This window comes from Agromyces indicus, from assembly GCF_031432295.1.
Classification (GTDB): domain Bacteria; phylum Actinomycetota; class Actinomycetes; order Actinomycetales; family Microbacteriaceae; genus Agromyces; species Agromyces indicus.
The window spans coordinates 1019090-1040627 of record NZ_JAVKGS010000001.1; the positions used below are offsets into that span (position 1 = coordinate 1019090).

Below are 21538 nucleotides of genomic sequence, written 5' to 3' on the forward strand. Positions count from 1 at the left end.
GCGGCCCTCGGGATTAGTCCTCGACGTGAGCTGGCAACGGCCGTTGCTTCCGTGGCTCCGTACTCGTCGCGTCATCGTTTGGTCGGTGTCCGATCGAGGAAGCGGCAGACACCCGCGTGTCCTCCGAGGGAGGAAAGCTGCGAGGGTCTTCGACTCAGCGATGCCTACAAGCTGAGACGCTCAGACGCTATGTGCCATGACTGGAGGCGGCGCCCGAGAGTCGGCGGGCGGACCTAGCGAGTTGCCCGGGCGCGGAATAAGTTCCCTCCCGTCCTGTTGAACTTGAGCGTACCCAACTCAAGTTCCCAGGAGGACCTAGGTGCCAGACGACTTCAACGAGGCCGGCGCGAGCTCGTTCGACGAGTTCCTCGCCCGCTACCTCGCGGGTGAGCAGGCCAGGCAGGCGCGGTCGATCGACCTCAGCCGGTTCCTGACCTCGCGCACCCAGAGCATCCTGCAGCGCGCCGGACGCTTCGCGCTCGAGCGCGGGCAGACCGAGCTCGACGCGCTGCACATCCTGCGCGTCATCGTCGAGGACGAGTCCGTCGCGCAGGCGATCACGCGCGTCGGCGCGAGCCCCGAGCGCATCATCACGGCGACCGAGGCGCGGCTGCCCGCGGCATCCGCAGGTCTCGACAAGCTCGACCAGCAGGAGAGGGCGAACGCGGCGGTGATCACGCCGAGTGCGAGCCGCGCGCTGTTCCACGCGTACCAGGTCGCACGCTCGAGCGGGTCGACGTACATCGACCCCGAGCACGTGTTCTTCGCGCTCGTGTTGGGGCAGGACGCCCCGGCTGGGCAGGTGCTGGCTCGGGCTGGCGTGACTGCTGACGCGCTGGCAGCGGGACTGGGGGAGCACGTGGAGTCTGACGCGGACGAAACTGGGTCTCGATACGGCGCTGGCGCGCCTACTCGACCGACGGAGGGGGAGTCGAGCACCCCCATGCTCGACAAGTTCGCCATGGACCTCACCGAGCGCGCCATGAACGGCGAGCTCGACCCCGTGATCGGGCGCGCCGACGAGATCGAGCAGACCATCGAGATCCTCAGCCGCCGCACGAAGAACAACCCCGTGCTGATCGGCGAGGCCGGCGTCGGCAAGACCGCGATCGTCGAGGGCCTGGCCCGCGCGATCGTCGAGGAGAACGTGCCCGAGGCGCTGCTCGGCAAGCGGGTCGTCGCGCTCGACCTGCCCGGCATGCTCGCCGGCACCCGCTACCGCGGCGACTTCGAGGAGCGCCTCACCAAGACGATGGAGGAGATCGCCGCCCACAAGGGCGAGCTGATCGTGTTCATCGACGAGGTGCACACGGTCGTCGGCGCCGGCGGTGCCGGTGAGGGCGGCATGGACGCGGGCAACATCCTGAAGCCCCGCCTCGCCCGCGGCGAGCTGCACCTCGTGGGTGCGACCACGCTCAAGGAGTACCGCACCGTCGAGAAGGACCCCGCGCTCGAGCGCCGGTTCCAGCCAGTTCGCGTGGGGGAGCCCTCGATCGAGGACTCCGTGCTGATCCTGCAGGGTCTGCGCCCCGCGTACGAGGAGCACCACGGCGTCACCTACACCGACGACGCCCTCCGCGCCGCCGTAGAGCTCTCCGCGCGGTACCTCACCGACCGCGTGCTGCCCGACAAGGCCATCGACCTCATCGACCAGGCCGGCGCGCGCCTGCGCCTCAAGCTGGGCGTGAAGGTGGATGTCTCGGGGCTCATCGCCCGCCTCGCCGACCTGGAGGCCGACAAGAACGCGGCCGTCCGCGCCGAGCACTACGAGGAGGCGTCGCGCATCCGCGACGAGATCGAGAAGGTGCAGGGGCGGCTGGACGAGGCGACGGAGAAGGCCGCCGCGCAGGGCCGTGCCGTGGCATCCGGTTCGTCGGATGTCGCGACCGCGACCAGCACCGTCATCGACGAGCCGCAGATCGCCGCCGTGATCTCGCGGGCCACCGGCATCCCGGTCAATCGGGTTACCGAGGGCGAGCGTGAGCGCCTCGCGAACCTCGAGGGCGAGCTGCACGCCCGGGTCATCGGGCAGGATGACGCGGTCACCGCCGTCTCCCGCTCGGTGCGCCGCAACCGCACCGGCATGGGCGACGCGAAGCGGCCGGTGGGCTCGTTCCTGTTCCTCGGACCGACCGGCGTCGGCAAGACCGAGCTGGCGCGGGCGCTGGCGTCGTCGCTGTTCGACGACGAGGGTGCGATCATCCGCTTCGACATGAGCGAGTTCGGCGAGCGGCACACCGTGTCGCGGCTCGTCGGCGCCCCTCCCGGCTATGTCGGTTACGACGAGGCCGGACAGCTCACCGAGCGCGTGCGGCGCAACCCGTACTCGATCGTGCTGTTCGACGAGATCGAGAAGGCGCACCCCGACGTATTCAACCTGCTGCTGCAGGTGCTCGACGACGGACGCCTCACCGACGGCCAGGGTCGCACGGTCGACTTCCGCAACACGGTGGTCATCATGACCTCGAACCTCGGGTCGGAGTTCCTCGCGTCGCGGTCGGGTGCGCTCGGGTTCGTGGCGTCGGCGGATAGCTCGGGGTTCTCGTCTTCGGATGACGTGCGTGCTCGCGTGATGGGCAAGGTGCGCGAGGCCATGCGGCCGGAGTTCCTGAACCGCATCGACGAGATCGTGCTGTTCCAGAAGCTCACCGATGCCGAGATCGCGCAGATCGTGCGCCTCATGCTGGGTGCGACGTCGGCGCGGCTGGCCGCGCGCGAGATCGCGTTCGAGGTGACGGATGCCGCGGTGGCGCTCCTGGCGGAGCGCGGCTACGAGCCCGAGTACGGTGCCCGTCCGCTGCGTCGCCTGATCCAGCGCGAGATCGACGACCGCATCGCCGACCTCTTCGTCACCGGCGCCCTCGGCGACGGCGAGGCGGTACGGGTGGATACCGCCGACGGCGAGTTCGTCGTGGCATCCGTGCCCAACGCGACGGTGGCGCTGCCCGACGCCGCCTGACCCACCCGACTCACCGGCGCAATCGCGCAGAAACGGTGCCTCCGCCTCCCGCGGAAGGCACCGTTTCTGCACGAGAGCGGCGCACCGGCGCCCACGGCTGCGGGCGGGCGGGCGCGCTAGCGTGCCGCCGCGTCGAGATGCGCGAGGATCGCGCCCTCGACGTCGGCCCACGGCGGATACGGGAAGACGTGGCCGACGCCGCCGAGCCAGAGGTGCGCGGCATCCGGAATCGACGCGGCGAGCCGCCGCGCGTGCTCGAACGGGATGAAGTCGTCGTCGGTGCCGTGCACCACCAGCGTCGGCACCGTGATCGTGCCGAGGGCCGCCGCCCGAGACCGGGTCGCGGCGACCGCCGCCTGATGCTGGCGGAACGCCCGGACATTCAGTCCGTTGCGGTGGCGGAGGTCGTACAGGACCAGCGCGGCGTTCTCCTCGACGTCGACGCCGTCCGGACCGAACGCGTTGATCATCTTCGCGATGCGCTCCTTGACGAGCGCGCGGTCGCCGCCGCGGAGCCGGTACTTCAGCAGCGGCAGGTTCCGGATGGCGAGGAGCGCCAGCCGCCCCACCCGCGGTTCGGGCAGCGTCGGATCCGTCGGATCGGGTGAAGTCGACATCAACGTGAGCGACGCGACCCGGTCGGGCGCGACGATCGCCACCTCCTGGGCCACCATCCCGCCGAACGACAGCCCGACCAGGTGCGCACGCTCGGTGCCGGTTGCGTCGAGGACGGCCACCGCGTCACGCGCCAGGTCGACGAGCGTGTACGGGTGCTCGGGACTCCACCCGGGCAACCAGTCCGACGCGCCGGTGCCGCGCTGGTCGAACCGGATGACGCGATAGCCCGCGCCGGTCAGCGCGCGGAGGAACGCGGGCGGCCAGAGGAGCCCATCGGCCCCGAGCGAGATGAGGAGCAGCACCGTGCCGCGTTCCGGCCCCGCGGGCGGTATCGACTCGAACCAGAGACGGATGCCACTGGCATCCGTTTCACCGGTGGTGCCCGTCATCACGCCCGCGAGATCGCTGGCCGCGACGCGGTCGATCACGGCGTCGGTGTCGACCGGAAGCCGCGGGCCGCCGAACCGGATCCACGCGGCGAGGGCGGCGAGGCCGGCGACGAGGCTGCCGCCGACGATCATCAGCGCCGTCCGGGAGTTACGGACGCGCCGGCCGCGCCGGGGGCGCCGGATGCTCATGACGTCGTCGACGGCGTGTCGGCGAGCGTGCGCTCCAGCAGCTCGCGCAGCACGCCGCGATCGACGCCCGTGAGTCGCTTGAGGTACAGGCAGACCTTGCTCGCGTCGTGCGGGCCCAGCCGCGACAGCAGGTCGGGCCAGCGCTCCGCGAAGTGCTCGGGGAGGTAGATCGTGTGCTTCGTCGAACCCGGTGCGAACGCGAGCCGGGGACTCAGCCCCGTGCGCCCGCTCTCGTACCGGTACCGGTACTCGCCGAACCCGATGATGCGACCCGCCCAGATGACAGGTGGCTCACCGCTGACCTCGCCGAACATCGCGAGCAGCTCATCGGCCTCGGCACGACGCGGACCGGTGGCGCGGTTGAGCACCTCGGCCACCGGCTGGTCCGACGGTGACATCGCGGGCTGCTTCGTCGACATGGGTCCTCGCATCGTGCTCGACCCCCACAGCGTACTGCGCCCCCGGGTCCAGGGATCGGGCCCGTGGGATCTCAGTCGGGCAGGTCCACCGAGGGCTGACCCGCGGGGCCGCAGGGTGGATCCCAGCCGTCGCCCGGGGTGTCGCATCCGCCACTGTCGTCGGATGACCGGCCGATCGTACGGTGATCGCGCCACCTGGGGGGATGGGAGAGCGCCGTGCGTGTCGTCCAGTTGAACGTCGTCGACCAAGGCGGAGAACCGCTGGCTCGACGGGTGACCGTCACCCTCGTGATCGAGGAGGGGAGCTCACCCAAGGCGAACCCTGGGTCAGGCAGGTTGGATGCACTCGATCTCGGCCCCTCGGGCGGGCGCCGCGACATCCCGCTCTCGGACGACATGGCCGTTCGGGCAGTTCGGGTGCGCGCGCTCGACGGGCGGGCGATCGACGTCGATCTGAAGCCCGCCGGCCCCGATCTCGCCTTCGCGGAGGAGATCGTCGTCACGGTGGACACCGCGGCGCTCGCCGTCGCCTCGGGCTCAGAGGTGAAGCCGCTCGTCGTCCGCGTCGAGGATGAGGAGGGCAGACCGATCGGCGGCGCCGAGGTCCGCGTGCTGGGCACCACGGTCGCGGGGGTCACGGAGGATCACGGCAGGCTCGAACTGCTCGTCTCCCGCGCCGACCTGTTCGTCGAGGTACGACTCTTCGACGAGTCGACCGTGGTCGAGGTTCCGGCTCACGTCGGCGATTTCGACGTCGTGCTCGCCAACCTCGAACCGGGCGCGATTGACGTGACTCCCCGGCTGCCCAGCGAGCAGGCGTTCGTGACCTCCGGCGAGTTCAGCCAGGACCTCGGCGCATCGGGCACCCCGTTGTTCACCCCCGATCGTTCGGTCCAGGAGTCGTCTGCCCTCGTCGTCGTGCGACTCGAGGAGCCGGCGATCTCACCGCCGCTCCGACCGGCGGACCTCGAGCTCTACTCCGAGGACCGGTCGTTCGAGGCCGCGGCGGACACTGGTGCCGCGCTCCCGGACCGACAGGCGAGTCACCTCCCGCCAGAGCCGGCGAAGCCGGTCGTCGCGTCCTCGAAGCTCGACGTGAGGCGCCTGCTGCGAGGAGAGACGGCCGTTCCGAGACCCGCGGCGACCTCGCGCTTCAAGGTGCCCGCGAAGCGGTTCGAGGAACTGTTCGCTCGCGAGCTCACCGACCGGTCCGACCTGTACGACATCGCGCTCGACACGCTCTCCGTCGCCCGTCGGCGCCCCGTCCGCGGCGCCGACCCCATCCGCTGGTTCGATCCCGCCAGCAGACAGGAGTCGAGCACCATCGTCCGCGGGCACCTGGTCCGGTTCGTGCAGCGCTGGCGTGCGGACGGCTACTCCTTCGGACGGCTGCTGCACAGCCTCGCGCTGGCGCCGGGCCAGGCGAAGAGCATCGCCGTCGTGGACTGGCGGCGCGACGAGACGGGAAGCAAGAGCGACAGCGTGATGACGCGCGACACGCTGACCGCCGAGATCGACCGGAGCCGGACGGTCACCGAGGACGTCGACTCGGTGCTCAGGGAGACGCTCAGCGGCACCTCGTCGTCGTTCTCGGTCGGCGGCGGGCTTGCGGGCGGCGGCGGCGCGACCGGGGCGCCCGGGGGAACCGGCGCATCCGGATCGGGCGGCATCGGCATCGGCGTCGGATATGCGACCGCATCAGCCGAGCAGGACTCGTATCGCTCACTGGCGGCGAGCATGCAGCAGGGACTTCGCGATCGGACGGCGCAGGCGGCTACGGCAGTGCGCGAGCAGCGGACGACGGTCGTGCGGACCGTGAGCCAGACCGAACGATCGCAGGCGGTCACCGAGGTGATCGCGAACCACAACCGCAACCACGCGATGACCGTCCTGTACTTCGAGGTGCTCCGTCACCTCGTCGTCAGCACCGAGGTGGCCGAGGTAACTCCCTGCCTGTTCGTCCCGCTCCCCACCGTGCCGTTCACGGCCGAGTCGGCCCTGGCCCACCGGGCCAGGTTGGAACCCATCACCGACCCCCAGTACCGCGGCGGCTACGATGCTGCCCGGCGTCTGCTGCTCCCGCCCGCGCCGCCGGCACCGCTCCGAGTCATCCGGGGCTCATTCGAGCTGGCGACGATCGCGTCGTCGCCGAAGGAGGCCGACGAGGACGAGCCCCAGCAGGAGCCGGATGACGCGGAGACGCCTCCCTACGCTCGACTCGAGCTTCGCGCGGTGCTCACCGATGGGCGACGGTCCCTTCCGATGGACGTGGACCTGGCGAGCGAACACCTCGGTGACCGCCGTTGGCTGTTCGCGTTCCAGTCGATGTCTGACTCGGCGATCCCGGTGAACGGGATCCGGTCGCTCGAGATCCGGTTCCTCGACCGTGCGCCGAGCGCGTCGGGGCCGTTCCGGATCGCCGAGCTCGAAGTGTCCGGCGCCGGTGAGGACGGCGAGGTCTCGCTCGCCCGAAGTGTCGGGACGACCGCGTTGCGGAACGCGCGCGTGGTGACGCCGATCGTCGTCCCCCGGACGCCCACCACGGAGGCGGAGGACGCCCTGGCGGTCCGCGAACTGCTCGGGCACCTCAACCAGCAGCGGATCCGATTCCACAAGGCGATCTGGGCCGGCTTCGACCGCGACGAGCTGTTCGCGATGCTCGACGAGCGGCTGATGCCGGGCGACCGCAGTACGTCGCGCTCCCTCGCCAGCGTCGTGCGCCCCGAGCCCGTCGCGTTCATCGGCAACAGCATGGTGTTCCCCGTGGTTCCCGGCGTCGACATGGACGGCATCGGCGGCAACGACCTCATCGACCGATACCGGGTCGCGATCGCGGAGCAGCGCGTGACGCTCCCGACCGGGGGCGTGTTCGCCGAGGCGGTGCTCGGGACGAGCGAAGCAGCCGAGAAGATCGACGACAGTCGGTTCTGGAAGTGGGACGAGCATCCCCTCGACCTGCCGAGCGAGCTGCAGCCAGTCAGCCTGGACTCGCGCGCGAGCGACATGCACCTCGACATCACCCCGGCCGGCCCATCGCTGATCTCGATGCAGCAGCCCTCGGCGGCGCCGGATCCGAGCGGCCTCGCACCAGCGCTGGCAGCGATCGCGCGTGGAGACGCGTTCCGCGACGTCACGGCCGTGGATCGCGTGACCCAGAACAGCATCGACGCCCTGCGCCAGGCGGTGCAGACCGCTCAGGCGCTCGGCGAGAAGGCGGGGGAGAACGCCACGACCGCGTTCTCGAAGTACACCGAAGCGCAGACGCAGCGCCATCAGGCCGAGGCGACGCAGCGCGACATCGCCACGCTCGAGCAGGCCCGACGGTCGGGACTCGTCGACGGGCCCACGGCCGGTCGTATCGCCGAGCGGATCCTGACGCGGGGCACCGGGACGAGCGACTCCGGCTCGGCAGGCTCCGGTACCGGAACGGCGGGGTCCGCCGCTCCGAACTCAGATGGCGGCTCCGGCGGCGCGACCGGTTCGACGGGCGGGGGGTCGCCGTCGACCACGCCCAGCGACTCCAGCGCGATCCCCTCCGCCTCCGGGGCGGCACCTGCGCCGGCCGGCTCCGCGAGCGACGCCCGCCCGCGTCGGCGATCGACGCACCGGCCACGCCCCCGGACCGTTCCCACGCAGACCACGCCCCGCGGCGACCCGGGGGAGCACCCCGGCACGGACGAACCGTGGGCCGCAACGGTGAAGGCGGTCGGCGCGGCCACGGACCTCTACGCCAGTTCCGACACCGGACCGCGGTTCATCGGCCGTCTCCAATGGCGACTCGCGCTGGCGACGACGCCCAGTGGAGTCCTGTTCCCCCTGCGTTCGAGCTGGCGCGTACTCGAGATCACGCCGGTCTGGGGGCGGACGCTGAAGTTCGAGGCGCAGTACGAGTACCGATCCTGGCTGGAGGGCGAGGGACCGTCGGCATCGCATCTGCACCGCTCCGAGTTCACGGCGGTGGTCCACGGGAAGGAGGTCGAGGTGGCGAGCAGCCTCGGCGCGAGCTTTGCCGTGCCGGGGACCGGCCTCAGCCTGGAGTGGTCCTCGTCCAGGACGCACGCCGACTCGCGCAGTGGAACGTTCCGCGTCGCGCTCACGGCGACGAGTCTCCGCTCGATCGCACAGGGAGACGAGCCGGCCCGCACGCAGATCCTCACCCAGTGGGATCGATCCGACTTCCAGCAGATCGAGGCAGGACAGCTCTCCGTCGATCGCACGCACATCGATGGAGGCAGCGGGACGATCCACGTCATGAACCTCGCTCCGGTGCTCGACCCGCGGTGATGCGTTGTCCCCCACTGCCGCCTGATTCCCCGGCCGTGCCGGCGCACGATGGCATCCGTCTCCAGCGTCGGCGACGGATCGGCGGCGGCCTGGGCGTCGTCTGCGGCGCGACGGCGCACGCGCCGCCATGCCCGACACGACCGCACTCAGTGCCATCCCTGAGGGTGGACGTGCCGGATCGGGTGCAGAATCTGCTCATGGTGGGGGGCCGCTTCGAATCCGACGTCATCAGCCTCGCTCGCGCGGCCGCCGAGGGCGTGGAGATCATGCCCGACGCCCTCGCGCTGCTCGACCGTCACATCGGCGCGGCCGTGCTCAGCGTCTCGATGATGTCGCTCGGCAGCGACGTCGACGCCGAAGTCGCGCTCAGGGGTGCCCCGCCGATCACCACCGCCGAGTCCGCCGAATGGCGACGGCTCATCGGCACGCACCCCTACTTCCTCCACGTCGTGACCGGTCCGCCGCACGCTTCCCGGCTCACCGATGTCGTCGACCTGCGCCGGTTCGAGCAGAGCGAGGTCTACCGTCGGCTGCTGCACCCGCGAGGGTCGCGATACCAGGTCGGGCTTCCGCTCGAACGCTCGCCGCAGCGGATGGTGCTGCTCTCGCTCTGGCGCGATCAGTCCGACTTCACCGACGCCGAACTCGCCGACCTCGAGCAGTTCCGCACCGCGCTCGCCGCGGCCTTCGTGTACCGCGCGGCGATCGCGTCGTTGCAGGCGAGGGCGAGTGCGGCAGCCGACGGGTCGTCGACATCGGCATCGCGATCGGATGCCGCGCCGGCCCGACTCACACCGCGCCAGCGCCAGGTCGCGGCGCTCGTCGAGCTGGGCCTGACGAACGCCCAGATCGGCGCACGCCTGGGCCTCACCGAGCGGACGGTGCGCAAGCACGTCGGCGACCTGTTCGCCGCGCTGCAGTGCGACAGCCGCACGCTCATCGCGGTGCGGTGGCGGGCCGCCGGCAACGCGGCGGCGCCTGTGGCGCCGCTCGAGGCCGTCGCGAACTGACGGCCGCATCGCCATGAGCGGTCGCTCGAGGGGCGACGTGCGGCACGCGGCAGGGGGTGGCGCGGGCGCCGCCGGGCGCGGTCAGCCGAGCAGTCGCGCGACCGCGGTCGTGACCACGTCGCGCACCCGGGCCGCGGGTGCGTCGCCGAGCACGAGCGGGAGGATAGATGTCAGGACCGTGACGATCGCGAGCGCCTCGGCGGGGGAGAACCGCGTCGACACGGCGCCCGACGCCTGGGCGTCCGCGATGGCGGCCACCTTCGCGGCATCCGTCGCCAGCAACTCGGGGGAGCGCATGCCCGCACCGCCGCGCTCGAGGCGGTCCCACAGGGCGAGGCGGACGAGCTCGGGGTTCGCGACGTACGAGTCGACGAGGGCGGCGGCGTACTCGTCGAGGTGCTCTGCATCGATGGGGTGTGCTGCGACGAGCCGGGCCACGAGTGCGGCGAACACGGCGTCGAAGAGCTGCTCCTTGTTGCCGAAGTACGAGTAGAGCAGCGCCTTGTTGCACGCGGCCGCGTGGGCGATGCGATCGACCCGGGCGCCGGCGATGCCGCGCGCCGAGAACTCGGCGGTCGCCGCCTCGAGGATGCGGGCGCGGGTCTGCTCAGCGTTGCGGGCCATGGTGTCAGTATATAACCAGTTAGTTGCATTCTTGTCCGAGGCATGCGACACTCGTTCCATCGCAAGTAACCAAACGGTTAGGAACATCCTCATGGAACGTCACGTCGCCCTGGTGACCGGTGCCTCGTCGGGCATCGGCGAGCAGACCGCCCTCGAACTGCTGCGCCGCGGCTTCACCGTCTACGGTGCTGCGCGACGCGTCGACCGCATGTCGACCATCGTCGACGCCGGCGGCCACGCCATCGCGATGGACGTGACGGATGACGCATCCGTCAGCGCCGCGGTCGACCGCATCATGGCCGACGAGGGCCGCATCGACGTGCTCGTCAACAACGCCGGCTACGGCTCGTACGGCGCCCTCGAAGACGTGCCCATCGAGGAGGCCCGCCGCCAGTTCGAGGTCAACGTGTTCGGCCTCGCGCGCATCACCCAGCTCGTGCTGCCCGGCATGCGCGCTCGCCGCTCCGGGACGATCGTCAACATCTCCTCCATCGGCGGGCGCATCTACGAGCCGCTCGGCAGCTGGTACCACGCCACCAAGTTCGCCGTCGAGGGGCTCAGCGACTCGCTCCGCGTCGAGCTCGAGCCGCACGGCATCCGCGTCGTGGTCATCCAGCCGGGCGCCATCCGCACCGAATGGAACGGCATCTCGCGCCGCAGCGCCATCGAGCGCTCGGGCGACACCGCGTACGCCGCCCAGGCCCGCGCGCTCGTGCGCGCCCTCGAGGCCGCGGATGCCTCCTCCACGGCATCCGAACCGCACGTCGTCGCCGCGACCATCGCGAAGGCCGCGACCGCCCGCCGGCCCCGCACCCGCTACGCGACGCCGGTGAGCGCGAAGTTCATCGTCGGCCTGCGGCGCGTGCTGCCCGACCGCGTCTTCGACCTCGTGATCCGCAGCGTGTTCGCGCCGACCACGGCCGAGCTCGCCGAGCAGCGTGCCGCCGAGCGGCCCGCGGCTGCGCCCGGAGCCCGACGCGAGGCCGACCCGGACCGCGCCGCCGCCTGACCGCCGCCGCCTGACCGAACGCGGTCGCCCCCGGCGCTGCCCGCCCGGCGCCGCCACGCCTCAGGGCCACCCCTGACGCGTGCCGGCTCCGCCGACGGGGATGCTGGGCGGATGACCGGAGCACCCTACGGATCCGACGCCCCCGCCGAGCCCGATGCCGAGCCCGATGCCGAGCCCGACGCCGCGACCGCACCGCCCGCACCCGTCTTCGACGTGCGGACCCGCCTCCTCGAGACCGTCGTGCTCGTGGTATCCGTCGTGGCACTGCGCATCGTGGGGCTGGTGCTCATCGTGCTGTCGACGTCCGGCCCCGGCAGCGACCCGCTCGGCATGCTGCTGCCGTTCGTCGCGATGGTGGTCGACCCCAACCTGCTGGTGTGGGTCGCGCTCGCCGCCGCCGTGCAGTTCGGGCTGCGGTCGATGCCGCGGCCCGGGCGGATGGCGCTGGTCGTGATCGCCGCCCCCGTCGCCGTGCTGCTCGTCGGCACCGTGCGCGCCCTGCCGATGCTGCCGCAGTCCGGCCTGATCGGCCTGCTCGGCAACGGCGTCTCGTGGTTCGATGCGGGCATCCTCACCGTGGTCGTCGCGCTCGGCGTCGCCGTCGCCGCGGCGGCCGGCACCGCGCCCGTCGCCGGGGCGCGTCGCTGGGCGGCACCCGTGGCCGGCGGGCTGCTCGCCCTGGGCGGACTGCTGGTGCTGATCCTCGCGTGGCAGGCGATCGAGGCGTACTTCACCCTCGGCGGGACGCCGGTCGTCGTCACGCCCGAGCAGGGCGACCGGTACCTCGTCACCGCGGGACTCACCGTGGTCGCGTTCGCGGGCGCCGTCGTGAGCGCGGTGCTGAGCCGACGCCGTTGGCTGGTCGTCACGTCGGTCGTCGTCGGCGTCGTCGGGCTGATCCTCGCGTTCGTCCTGCAGGTCCCCGCCGGTCGGTTCCTTCCCGGACCCGCGCCGGAGCCCGCGCCCGGCCCCGGCGGCTCCAGCTGCTACGGCGAGGGCGACCCGAACTGCATCGGCGGGTAGCGGGAGGGCCGCACCCTCGCGGCCTTCGAGTGAGAGGGATCTCGTGCACCAACCGGGCCTTGGCACACCGTCGAGTCCCCACCCGGTGCACGAGAGGGGTCAGCGGCCTCCGCGCGCCCCACGCTCGTGCGCCCAGATCGCGAGCTCGACGCGGTTGCGGGCGCCGATCTTCGCCATGATGCTCGCGATGTGCGTCTTCACGGTGCTGAGCGACACGTGCAGCTCGCGGCCGATCTCGACGTTGCCCAGGCCACGCGCGACTGCGGCGAGCACGTCCTCCTCGCGGTCGGTGAGCGGGGCGGATGGCGCAGCCGGACCCTTGTCGGGCGCCGGCCCGGACGCTGACCCCGCGACCGGCGCCGATCCCGCGAACGCCTCGATGAGCCGCACCGTCACGTTCGGGTCGATCAGCGCGTCCCCGCGAGCCGCGGCGTGCACGGCCTCGCGCAGCATCGTCGCGCCGGCGTTCTTCAGCAGGAACCCGCGCGCCCCCGAGCGCAGTGCGGCGTAGACGTACTCGTCGAGGTCGAACGTCGTGATCACCACCACCGGCAGCGGATCGGTGACATCCGGACCCGCCAGTTCGCGCGTCGCCTGCAGGCCGTCCATCGCCGGCATCCGGATGTCGAACAGGCACACGTCCGGCCGCAGCTCACGGGCCATCGCCACCGCCTCGGCGCCGTCACACGCCTCACCGACCACCTCGATGTCGGGCTGCGCGTCGAGGATCATCCGCAGCCCGGTCCGCACGAGGTCCTGGTCGTCGGCGATCAGCACGCGCACGCTCACGCCGACCACCCGGCCTTCGGCAGCACGGCGCTCACGAGCCACCCTCCGCCCGGTGCCGGCCCGGCCTGGCAGGTGCCGCCGAGCAGTGCCGCCCGCTCCGCCATCCCGGTGATGCCGAACCCCGGTGCAGCGGATGCCGCGGGCTCGCCGTCGTCGCGCACCTCGAGCCGCACGCCCGCGGCCTCGACCCGCACGTGCACGTCGACGTGCGTCGCATCGCGCGCGTGCCGGCGGGCGTTCGTCACCGCCTCCTGCGCGATGCGGAACACCGCAGCGCCGACCGCGGGCGGCAGCGCCGCCGCGGCAGGCTCGTCGTCGACGCGCACGTCGACGACCGGGCTGCCGGGGTCGGGCGCCGCCGGCTGGGCGAGCCGCCGGATGTCGGCGATGCCCTGGGCGGGCGCCAGCTCCGCGGCATCCGCTCGTCGCAGCACCCGGACCATCGCGCGCATCTCGTCGAGGGTTCGGGACGCCTCGCCCTCGATCACGCGCAGGACCTCGGCGGCCGCCGCCGGGTCGTGCGGCGCGACGGCCGTGCCGGCCTGCGCCTGGATCGCGATCGCAGAGACGTGGTGTGCGACCGTATCGTGCAGGTCGCGTGCGAGTTGCTCGCGCTCGAGCAGTCGCACGCCCTCGAGCTCGCGCTCGCGGGCGCCGGCCCGCCATCGGAAGGCGATGCCGAGCGTGGACGTGGTCACGACCACCGCGAGGGCCCCGATGAGATCGGCGAGCGGGGGCGGGGCGAACAGGGCGGGAATCACGATCCCGGCCAGGACGAGCGCCGCTCCGCCGACCATCGCCCGGCCCGACCCCCATCGCATCACCGCGTAGACGAGCACGAGGAAGTACGCCGTCGTGATCAGCTGCGGGTCGCCGCCGGTCGCGAGGCCGACGGCCGTTCCGACTGCGAAGGCGATCGCGAGCATCGTGAACGGGCGGATGCGACGCCAGAGCAGCGTCGGCACGAGCACGACGAGCACGGCCGCCCACGCCCAGCGCCACGGCACATCCGGACGCGCCGCCGCCTCGATCACGATGAGCAGCGGCAGCGCCGCGACGAGCACCCAGTCGCGCCACACCCGGCGGGGCGCGGGCGGCTGCGCGGGCGGCGCCGACCAGAGTGCGCGCACCGGGCTCGTCATGGCCTCATGATAGGTGCGCACGCGCGGCCGCCGACCGGGCGTCATCGCGTTCGTCGATGGCCGCCGTGCGAGCGACGGGGGCACGACGGATGCCGCGGCCCGCCCGCCGCCGGATCACGACCTCCGCGACCGCGAGGTTGATGACCCAGCCGGCGGCCATGAGCACCGCGTGCACCGGCTCGCTCGGGGGGCCGAAGACGAGCGTCCACGGCAGGAACGTGAACACCTGCGTGCCGGCGCCGAGCCCGATCGCGTAGGCGCGCGTCATCCACGCGCTGTGCGTGCGCACGTCGCCCCGACGGATCGCGAGCAACGCCACGACGATGCCGGCCGCCATGGCGGTGCCGAATCCGAGCCGCATCACGAGCAGCGCCGTGCCGCTGGGCTCGGGGAGGTCGTAGGCGACCGCCATCCACATGCCCGACAGGGCGGACAGCACGCCGGCCGGCACCAGGACGCGCCCGGCGTACCGGTGCCAGCGCCGACGGCGCAGCGCCGGCGCGAACTGCAGCGCCCCCAGCACGAGGAACACGACCGAACCGACGATGTGCACGACCACCGGCACGGGGGAGTCGAAGAACCGCGCGTTCTCGGGCGTGACGGCCGCGCCGCTCGCGAGCTCGGTGAGGCGGAACGCGCCGGCGGCCATCGGCACGAGGCTGAGCGCGATGAGCCCGGCCGGCGCGAGCCACTGGGGGCGCGGGCGGCGGCCGGTGCGGGGTGCGGGCGGTGAGGTCTGCGTCATGCCTCGATGGTCGCGCCGGGCGGGGCCGCCCACATCGGCCGCCCGGCCCGAGCTTCCTCAGCCGATCGGCCGATGCGCGCCGACCTCTCGCCGGTTCCGCCGGTCATCGCGACCGCGACGCCGCTCCCGGAATTGCGCGGCGGGACTCGATGCATCGGCACGCATGATCCGTCCGCGAGATCCGGTACCGAAGTACCGAAGTACCGGCGGAGCCGGCGCGAAACCGTCTCGCCGGAACGGGACACCTGCCCGGCGAGGCAGGATCACGCCATCGTGTCCGTCAGGTGACACCCCGTGCGACCCGCGCGGCGTCAGGGGCGAGCGGATGCCGCCTGCAGCTCGGCCGCGATCGACGACGCCCACGCGTCGATGGCGTCCCACTCGCGGAAGTCGCCCTCGGGCATGAGGTCGCGGATCGCGGGCATCCACACGATCATCCGGTCGGCGCCGCGGATCTTGTCGTGGTCGTACGCACCGCGGAACACCTGCATGCCGCGCGGATGGATGAGCTTCTCGTACTCCTCGAACTGCTTGGGCTTCGCGCCCTCGAGCACGTCGTTGCCCTCGTTGTCGACCGTTTCGGTGCCGAGCGGGCCGCTCGAGAACAGCCACGTCGGCTTCGCGGCGAGCACGTCGGCGTTGCGTTCGACGAACTTCCTGGCCGCCTTGCGCCAGTTGAACGCGTAGGTGGCCGATCCGACCAGGTAGGCGTCGTACCCGGATGCCGCGTCCAGGTCCGTGCACCTCATGACGTCGACCTCGAGGCCGTGTCCGGTGAGCGTCTCCCCGATGCGCCGCGCGATCCCCTCGGTGGCGCCGTACTTGCTGGCGTACGCGACGAGCACCTTCATCGCGATCCCTCCTTCGTCGCGGTTCGTGCGTTCCAATGGGGCACGCTACGCCGCACGGCCGGAGGCGTCGGTGACCAAGGTCACTCGGGCCGGACCGATCGATCCACCCTCGTCAGGGGCCCGTCGACGTCGCGTCGGCGTGCCGGTGCACGACCCTCCACCCGTCGAGTTCTCGGCGGTAGATCTGCGTCGCACGCAGCGAGAACTCGCGCGGTCTGCCGTCCATCGTCGTCGTGACGCGCTCGTAGCCGAGCGTGTACGCGAGATCGCCGCGCACGTCCCACGAGATGAGCTCGAGCGCGTACGCCGTGCAGTTCGAGAAGCTCGACGCGAGCACGTCGAACACCTCGACCAGTTCCTGGCGGTTCGACGCGGTGCGCCACGCCCCCAGCACGGTGACCGGCTCCTCGCGCGACCAGATCTCACGCCGGGGGCCGGCGTCACCGTCGAACATCGCCCGTTCGGCCTGCGCGAGCGATGTGTAGACCCAGTTCAGGAACTCCTCGCGGTCGTTCATGGGTCCAGCATGCTCCTGACCGGCACCCCGGCGCGAGGGCGGATGCCGCATCCGCTCGGTTCGGACGGGTTCCCTGCGGCGACCGGTCGGCTCAGGTGACGCGCTCGAGCACCGCGAGCGCCGCGCCCGTGCCGTCCTCGTGCGACATCCGCTCGGCGACGGATGCGACGGATGCCTCGTGGGCGGATGCCTCGGCCAGCGCCGACGCCAGCCGCTCGGCCGTCAGGCGCCGCTGCGGGATCGGCGCCGGGCCGAGGCCCCGGCGGTCCAGCTGCGCACCCCAGAACGGCTGGTCGGCGATGAAGGGCACGATCACCGAGACCGTTCCCGCGCCCATCGCAGCCTGGACGGTGCCGATGCCGCCGTGGTGCACCGCGACGGCGGCGCGCGGGAGTACGGCCGCGTGGTCGACCGAGCGCGTCACGAGCACGTCGTCGCCACGGAGGCCGTCGGGCACGGCGATGCCGCCGAGCCCCGTCGCGACGAGGAGCCGCAGCCCGCGCGACCGCGCCGCCTCGACGAGGGCCCGACCGCGCTCGGCCGGGTCGCCGGCGGCCATCGAGCCGAATCCGGCGTACGCGACGGGGCCGGCCCCCAGGAACGCCTCGACCGCCGGGTCGGGTGCTGCGGCATCCGTCGACGTCGAGCGCCAGGGGCCGGTGAGCACCGTCGTGTCGGGCCAGTCGGACGGGGCCGGCAGGATCGCGGGACTGATCGGCAGCAGCGTCGCCGACGGCGGCGACGATCGCCGTGGGGGCGCGACGCCCATGACGGATGCCGCCTCGGCGACCTCGCCGCGGAACATGGCGCCGGCCGCGCCCGCCATCCGGTACGTCAGCGGGTTCAGCGGGCCGAGGCTCCGCGTGACGGTCCCCGCGGCGGGGAACTCGCGCGTCGGCGTCATCACCGGGACCATCTCCACGGCCGCGTGCGGGATGCCGAGCGCATCCGCGATGAGCGGCGCCGACAGCACCTTCGGATGCCACACGAGGACGTCGGGCCGGAACTCGCGGGCCGCGTGCGCCGCGTTCACGATGACCCCGCGCATGACCGGCCGGACCACCTCGCGGAGGTTCCGCATGGCCGCGAGCGGCGACACGCCCTGCGACTCGATCATCGCGGAGAAGTCGACGCCGAGGCTGCGCACGTCGAGCCCGTCGAGGTCGACGCCGGAGCGGTCGGGGAGGGCCAGGCGCACCTCGTGACCCGCGCCCACGGCTCGGCGCGCGAGGGCCGCGAAGGGTTCGACGTCGCCGCGTGAGCCGGCGGTCACCAGCAGGATCCTCATCGTGCCTCCTCCGGGGCCAGCCCGGCGGCGGCGAGGAGCCGGTCGTCGGTCGTGAGCCCATGGGTGTAGAGCTCGGCCAGCGGCACCGCGACCCGACGCAGGCCGGTCTCGGCGTCGCCGCCCGCCCAGGCGGCGAGCCGATCGAGCATGAGGAAGGGGGCGACCCCGAGCAGCACGAGTGCGGCGGCCTGCGCCTCCGGGTCGCGCGAGGCGCGGAGCCATCCGCTCGCCGAACCGTCGGCGATCATCGCGCGCGACACCTCGAGCAGACGTTCGAACAGCGCGTCGGATGCCTCGCCGCCCTCGCCCAGCATGCGCGCGAGGTACGGCCCGAAGGTGCCGAGCACGTCGCCGAGCACGTCGGACGCGGCCCTCTCGACGCGCTGCTTCTCGACGATGAACCGGACGACCCGCGCGTCGCACTCGGCACGGAGGGCCTGCTTCGTGCCGAAGTGATGCGTGACGAGGGCCGTGCTCACGCCCGCGCCGGCCGCGATGTCGCGCATGGTCGCCGCCTCGTAGCCGTGCGCGGCGAATCGCTCGAGTGCACTGCCGACGATGCGCGCGCGCGCCGTGAGGTCGCGATCTTCCACCGAGGCTGTACGTATGTACAGCATTCTGGCACAGCGTCCAGCCCGCGGCGAAGAGACGCTCGACCCTCGCGGTGCCGCGGGGCCGCGGGGCAGCCGCGGGTCAGGACGTGCGCGTCGGCTCCGGCTCCTCGCCCTTCTGCACCGCGACGGTCATCGTCGTCGTGTCGGTGAACTCCTGCTGGATCTCGTCGTCCTCGCGGTAGGTGACGAGGCTGACGACGACCGAGACGATCAGCGCGAGCACGAAGCCGGGGAGCAGCTCGTACACGGGCGTGCCGAGCAGCGGCCAGGTGAAGACGACCACGGCGCCGGTGACCATGCCGGCGAGCGCGCCCCACGCCGAGAGGCGACGCCAGAACAGGCTGAGCAGGATCAGCGGGCCGAACGAGGCACCGAAGCCCGCCCAGGCGAACCCGACGAGACCGAGGATCGTGTCGTTCGGCGTGATCGCGAGCACCGCCGCCACGACGGCGACGATGAGCACGCACGCGCGACCGAGCACGACGAGCGAGCGGCCGCCGGGCGGGGTCTTGCGCACGACCCGGTAGAGGTCCTCGACGAGCGCCGACGAGCACACCACGAGTTGGCTCGAGATGGTGCTCATGATCGCCGCGAGCACCGCCGCGAGCACGAGGCCCGCGATGATCGGGTGCAGCAGCACCTGCGACATCTGCAGCACGACCGTCTCCGGGTTGTCGAGGCCGCCGTTCTGGTCGAAGAAGGCGATGCCGACGAGGCCCGCGAGCACCGCGCCGGCCATCGAGAGCACCATCCAGGTCATGCCGATGCGCCGGGCGGGGGTCGCCGCCTGCGCACTCGGCAGCGCCATGAAGCGCACGAGGATGTGCGGCTGGCCGAAGTAGCCGAGCCCCCACGCCATCGCCGAGATGATCGCGATCAGCGTGAGTCCGGTCAGCCCCTCGCCGCCCGTGAGCGACACCGCGTCGGGTGATGCCGCCGCGATGGCGGCGCCGACCTCGCCGAACCCGCCCACGTTCGCGATCGCGACGATCGGCACGAGGATGAGGGCGGTCATCATGAGCAGGCCCTGCGCGACATCCGTCAGCGACGCCCCGAGGAACCCGCCGAAGAGGGTGTACGACAGCGTGACTGCGGAGACGAGCAGCATGCCCACGAGGTACTCGCCGCCGAAGGCGCTCTCGAAGAAGACGCCGCCCGCGACCATGCCCGCCGAGATGTAGAGCGTGAAGAAGACGAGGATGATCACGGCGGAGATGATCCGCAGCAGGCGCGTCCGGTCCTTCAGCCGGTTCTCGAAGAAGCTCGGCACCGTGATCGAGTTGTTGCTCACCTCGGTGTACGCGCGCAGGCGCGGCGCCACGAGCCGCCAGTTGAGGTAGGCGCCGATGGTCAGGCCGATCGCGATCCACGCTTCGATGAGGCCGGCGGCGTAGATCGCCCCGGGCAGGCCCATGACGAGCCAGCCCGACATGTCGGACGCGCCCGCGGAGAGCGCTGCGGCCCACGGCGGGAGCTTGCGTCCCGCGAGCATGTAGTCCTCGTGGTCCTTCGTGCGTCGCGCGGCGAACACGCCGATCGCGATCATGCCGACGAAGTACGCGCCGAGGGCGATGTAGAGGAATGCCTGGTCGGACATCGCCGTCCTTCGGGGGTCGTCGCCCGGGCGGCTCTCCGCCACGGGCGGGGTGGGCATGGAGCACGGCCACCCTACTCGCTCGGTCCGCCCGCCGAAGAACCCGGGGGACGGACGGTGCGGCCCGTGACGGCGTCGGCGGGTCGTGCCATGCTGGCCGCATGCCCGAGTCACCGGAGGTGCAGGCGCTCGCCGACGAGCTCGATTGGCGGTTGTCCGGGCGGGCGCTCGCCGAGGTCGACGTGGTCGAGTTCCGGGTGACCAAGACGCGGGCGCGGCCGCTCGAGACGCTCGTCGGCGACCGGGTCGCGGGCATCACGCGGCACGGCAAGCTCATCGACCTCGAGGCCGCGAGCGGTGCGCACCTCGTGGTCTCGCTCGGCCGGCACGGGTGGGCGCGCTGGGCGGTCGAGGGCGAGACGGATGCCGCCGGCACGGCCGACGCTGCGGATGCCGACCCCGCTGCCGACGTCGCGCCCCCGCCCACGCTCGCCGCCCTCGCGTTCGACGACGGCTCGACCCTCGAGCTCACGGATGCCGGCGACTGGGTGTCGCTCGGCGCCTGGGTCGTCGACGACCCCGCCGAGGTGCCCGCGATCGCGAAGCTCGGCCCCGACCCCGCCGACCCCGCGTTCGCCCGGGCGGACTTCGACCGCGCGTTCGTGGGTCGCCGCAAGCAGGTGAAGGCCGTCCTGCAAGAGCAGGAGTCGCTCGCGGGCATCGGCAACGCCTACTCCGACGAGATCCTCTTCGCGGCGCGCATCTCGCCGGTCGCGCACGCGTCGACCCTCGCCGCCGACGAGCTCGACCGGCTGTACGAGGCGACGGTCGGCGTCATCCGCTCGGCGATCGAGGCCCGCCGCGGCATCCCGATCGCCGAGCAGAAGGCCGCGAAGGTCGCCGCGATGCGCGTGCACGGGCGCACCGGCGAGCCGTGCCCCGGGTGCGGCGGCACGATCCGCGACTTCAGCTTCGCGAGCACGACCGCCCAGTACTGCCCCGACTGCCAGACCGGCGGCGAGCTGCTGCCGCTCAAGGGCGAGTGAGCCGGGTGGTCGGCCGCGAGGCATCCGCTCGGCCCCTCACGCTCGTGGTCGACGTCGCGAACGTCATGGGGTCGCGGCCCGACGGCTGGTGGCGCGACCGGGCCGCCGCGGCGACGACGCTGCTGCAGCGGATCGCGCCGCTCGTCGGGCGCGAGCTCGACGTCGAGGGCGAGCGGGTCGAGATCGCGCGGGTCGTCGCGGTCGTCGAGGGGCGGGCGACGGATGCCGCGGCGCCGGCCGGCATCGACGTGGTCGCCGCTCCCGCCGACGGCGACACCACGATCGTCGAGGTCGCCGTCGCGGCATCGAGCGCAGGGGAGCGGGTGCTCGTCGTCACCGCCGACCGAGGACTCCGCGCACGGCTGCCCGAACCCGTCGCGACGGCCGGGCCGGGCTGGCTGAACGACCTCATCGGCCGGTGAGCCCGC

The 21538-nt window shown here is 72.4% G+C and carries 18 protein-coding genes; 7 read left to right on the forward strand and 11 right to left on the reverse strand.

All coding sequences use genetic code 11. The features are described 5' to 3' along the window. Positions 1–319: 319 nt before the first annotated feature. Positions 320–2959, forward strand: a complete 2640-nt coding sequence (locus tag RH861_RS04900; RefSeq protein ID WP_310520018.1) for an ATP-dependent Clp protease ATP-binding subunit — start codon at positions 320–322, stop codon at positions 2957–2959. Positions 2960–3075: 116 nt separating this feature from the next. Here the strand turns inward: RH861_RS04900 and RH861_RS04905 are convergent, their stop codons facing one another. After that, a complete protein-coding gene (locus RH861_RS04905) occupies positions 3076–4098 on the reverse strand; it encodes an alpha/beta fold hydrolase (protein ID WP_310520019.1) in 1023 nt (340 codons plus the stop codon). A 53-nt stretch (positions 4099–4151) separates the two neighbouring features. Then, the gene (locus tag RH861_RS04910; protein ID WP_310520020.1) at positions 4152–4553 is read right to left on the reverse strand and encodes a DUF1801 domain-containing protein; all 402 of its coding nucleotides are present in this window, start codon (positions 4551–4553) and stop codon (positions 4152–4154) included. A gap of 357 nt (positions 4554–4910) precedes the next feature. Between RH861_RS04910 and RH861_RS04915 the strand changes: the two genes are divergently transcribed. Next, positions 4911–8858, forward strand: a complete 3948-nt coding sequence (locus tag RH861_RS04915; protein WP_310520021.1) for a hypothetical protein — start codon at positions 4911–4913, stop codon at positions 8856–8858. 197 nt (positions 8859–9055) lie between these two features. Beyond that, a complete protein-coding gene (locus tag RH861_RS04920) occupies positions 9056–9868 on the forward strand; it encodes a helix-turn-helix transcriptional regulator (RefSeq protein ID WP_248597721.1) in 813 nt (270 codons plus the stop codon). Positions 9869–9949: 81 nt separating this feature from the next. On the opposite strand, the gene RH861_RS04925 is transcribed toward RH861_RS04920, so the two are convergent. Beyond that, the gene (locus RH861_RS04925) at positions 9950–10492 is read right to left on the reverse strand and encodes a TetR/AcrR family transcriptional regulator (protein WP_310520022.1); all 543 of its coding nucleotides are present in this window, start codon (positions 10490–10492) and stop codon (positions 9950–9952) included. A gap of 91 nt (positions 10493–10583) precedes the next feature. On the opposite strand from RH861_RS04925, the gene RH861_RS04930 reads away from it, so the two are divergent. Next, positions 10584–11501, forward strand: a complete 918-nt coding sequence (locus RH861_RS04930; RefSeq protein ID WP_310520023.1) for an oxidoreductase — start codon at positions 10584–10586, stop codon at positions 11499–11501. A 111-nt stretch (positions 11502–11612) separates the two neighbouring features. Next, positions 11613–12524, forward strand: coding sequence for a hypothetical protein (locus tag RH861_RS04935; RefSeq protein WP_310520024.1), 912 nt, complete (start codon positions 11613–11615; stop codon positions 12522–12524). Positions 12525–12623: 99 nt separating this feature from the next. Here RH861_RS04935 and RH861_RS04940 read toward each other — a convergent pair whose 3' ends face one another. The 8 genes from RH861_RS04940 to putP form a co-directional block, all read right to left on the reverse strand. Continuing rightward, the gene (locus RH861_RS04940; RefSeq protein ID WP_310520025.1) at positions 12624–13313 is read right to left on the reverse strand and encodes a response regulator; all 690 of its coding nucleotides are present in this window, start codon (positions 13311–13313) and stop codon (positions 12624–12626) included. Beyond that, complete coding sequence (locus tag RH861_RS04945) at positions 13310–14455, reverse strand: sensor histidine kinase (RefSeq protein WP_310520026.1); 1146 nt, start codon at positions 14453–14455, stop codon at positions 13310–13312. Before RH861_RS04945 ends, RH861_RS04940 begins: the two co-directional genes overlap by 4 nt. A gap of 4 nt (positions 14456–14459) precedes the next feature. Next, positions 14460–15200, reverse strand: coding sequence for a DUF2306 domain-containing protein (locus tag RH861_RS04950; RefSeq protein ID WP_310520027.1), 741 nt, complete (start codon positions 15198–15200; stop codon positions 14460–14462). A 311-nt stretch (positions 15201–15511) separates the two neighbouring features. Continuing rightward, entirely contained in the window at positions 15512–16087 is a 576-nt protein-coding gene (locus RH861_RS04955; RefSeq protein ID WP_310520028.1) for a flavodoxin domain-containing protein, read from the reverse strand. Between the two features lie 76 nt (positions 16088–16163). Next, complete coding sequence (locus RH861_RS04960) at positions 16164–16568, reverse strand: YybH family protein (protein ID WP_310520029.1); 405 nt, start codon at positions 16566–16568, stop codon at positions 16164–16166. Between the two features lie 91 nt (positions 16569–16659). Further along, positions 16660–17856 carry a glycosyltransferase gene (locus RH861_RS04965; RefSeq protein ID WP_310520030.1) on the reverse strand — a complete coding sequence of 399 codons (1197 nt, stop codon included), beginning with the start codon at positions 17854–17856 and terminating at the stop codon, positions 16660–16662. Then, positions 17853–18449: a TetR/AcrR family transcriptional regulator gene (locus RH861_RS04970; protein ID WP_310520031.1), complete on the reverse strand. Its 597-nt coding sequence runs from the start codon at positions 18447–18449 to the stop codon at positions 17853–17855. Before RH861_RS04970 ends, RH861_RS04965 begins: the two co-directional genes overlap by 4 nt. Positions 18450–18549: 100 nt before the next feature. Next, positions 18550–20067, reverse strand: coding sequence for a sodium/proline symporter PutP (gene putP / locus RH861_RS04975; RefSeq protein ID WP_310520032.1), 1518 nt, complete (start codon positions 20065–20067; stop codon positions 18550–18552). A 158-nt stretch (positions 20068–20225) separates the two neighbouring features. Between putP and RH861_RS04980 the strand changes: the two genes are divergently transcribed. Both RH861_RS04980 and RH861_RS04985 read left to right on the forward strand, forming a co-directional pair. After that, a complete protein-coding gene (locus RH861_RS04980; RefSeq protein WP_310520033.1) occupies positions 20226–21110 on the forward strand; it encodes a DNA-formamidopyrimidine glycosylase family protein in 885 nt (294 codons plus the stop codon). Further along, the gene (locus tag RH861_RS04985; RefSeq protein ID WP_310520034.1) at positions 21107–21532 is read left to right on the forward strand and encodes a hypothetical protein; all 426 of its coding nucleotides are present in this window, start codon (positions 21107–21109) and stop codon (positions 21530–21532) included. The genes RH861_RS04980 and RH861_RS04985 overlap by 4 nt, the downstream gene beginning before the upstream one ends. The last annotated feature ends 6 nt before the right edge of the window (positions 21533–21538 follow it).

Coding starts and splice junctions, on each gene's coding strand:
- RH861_RS04905 (WP_310520019.1), bottom strand. CDS start 4,098: ATGATCGTCGGCGGCAGCCTCGTCGCCGGCCTCGCCGCCCTCGCCGCG.
- RH861_RS04910 (WP_310520020.1), bottom strand. CDS start 4,553: ATGTCACCGTCGGACCAGCCGGTGGCCGAGGTGCTCAACCGCGCCACC.
- RH861_RS04920 (WP_248597721.1), top strand. CDS start 9,056: ATGGTGGGGGGCCGCTTCGAATCCGACGTCATCAGCCTCGCTCGCGCG.
- RH861_RS04925 (WP_310520022.1), bottom strand. CDS start 10,492: ATGGCCCGCAACGCTGAGCAGACCCGCGCCCGCATCCTCGAGGCGGCG.
- RH861_RS04930 (WP_310520023.1), top strand. CDS start 10,584: ATGGAACGTCACGTCGCCCTGGTGACCGGTGCCTCGTCGGGCATCGGC.
- RH861_RS04935 (WP_310520024.1), top strand. CDS start 11,613: ATGACCGGAGCACCCTACGGATCCGACGCCCCCGCCGAGCCCGATGCC.
- RH861_RS04945 (WP_310520026.1), bottom strand. CDS start 14,455: ATGACGAGCCCGGTGCGCGCACTCTGGTCGGCGCCGCCCGCGCAGCCG.
- RH861_RS04950 (WP_310520027.1), bottom strand. CDS start 15,200: ATGACGCAGACCTCACCGCCCGCACCCCGCACCGGCCGCCGCCCGCGC.
- RH861_RS04960 (WP_310520029.1), bottom strand. CDS start 16,568: ATGAACGACCGCGAGGAGTTCCTGAACTGGGTCTACACATCGCTCGCG.
- RH861_RS04965 (WP_310520030.1), bottom strand. CDS start 17,856: ATGAGGATCCTGCTGGTGACCGCCGGCTCACGCGGCGACGTCGAACCC.
- putP (WP_310520032.1), bottom strand. CDS start 20,067: ATGTCCGACCAGGCATTCCTCTACATCGCCCTCGGCGCGTACTTCGTC.
- RH861_RS04980 (WP_310520033.1), top strand. CDS start 20,226: ATGCCCGAGTCACCGGAGGTGCAGGCGCTCGCCGACGAGCTCGATTGG.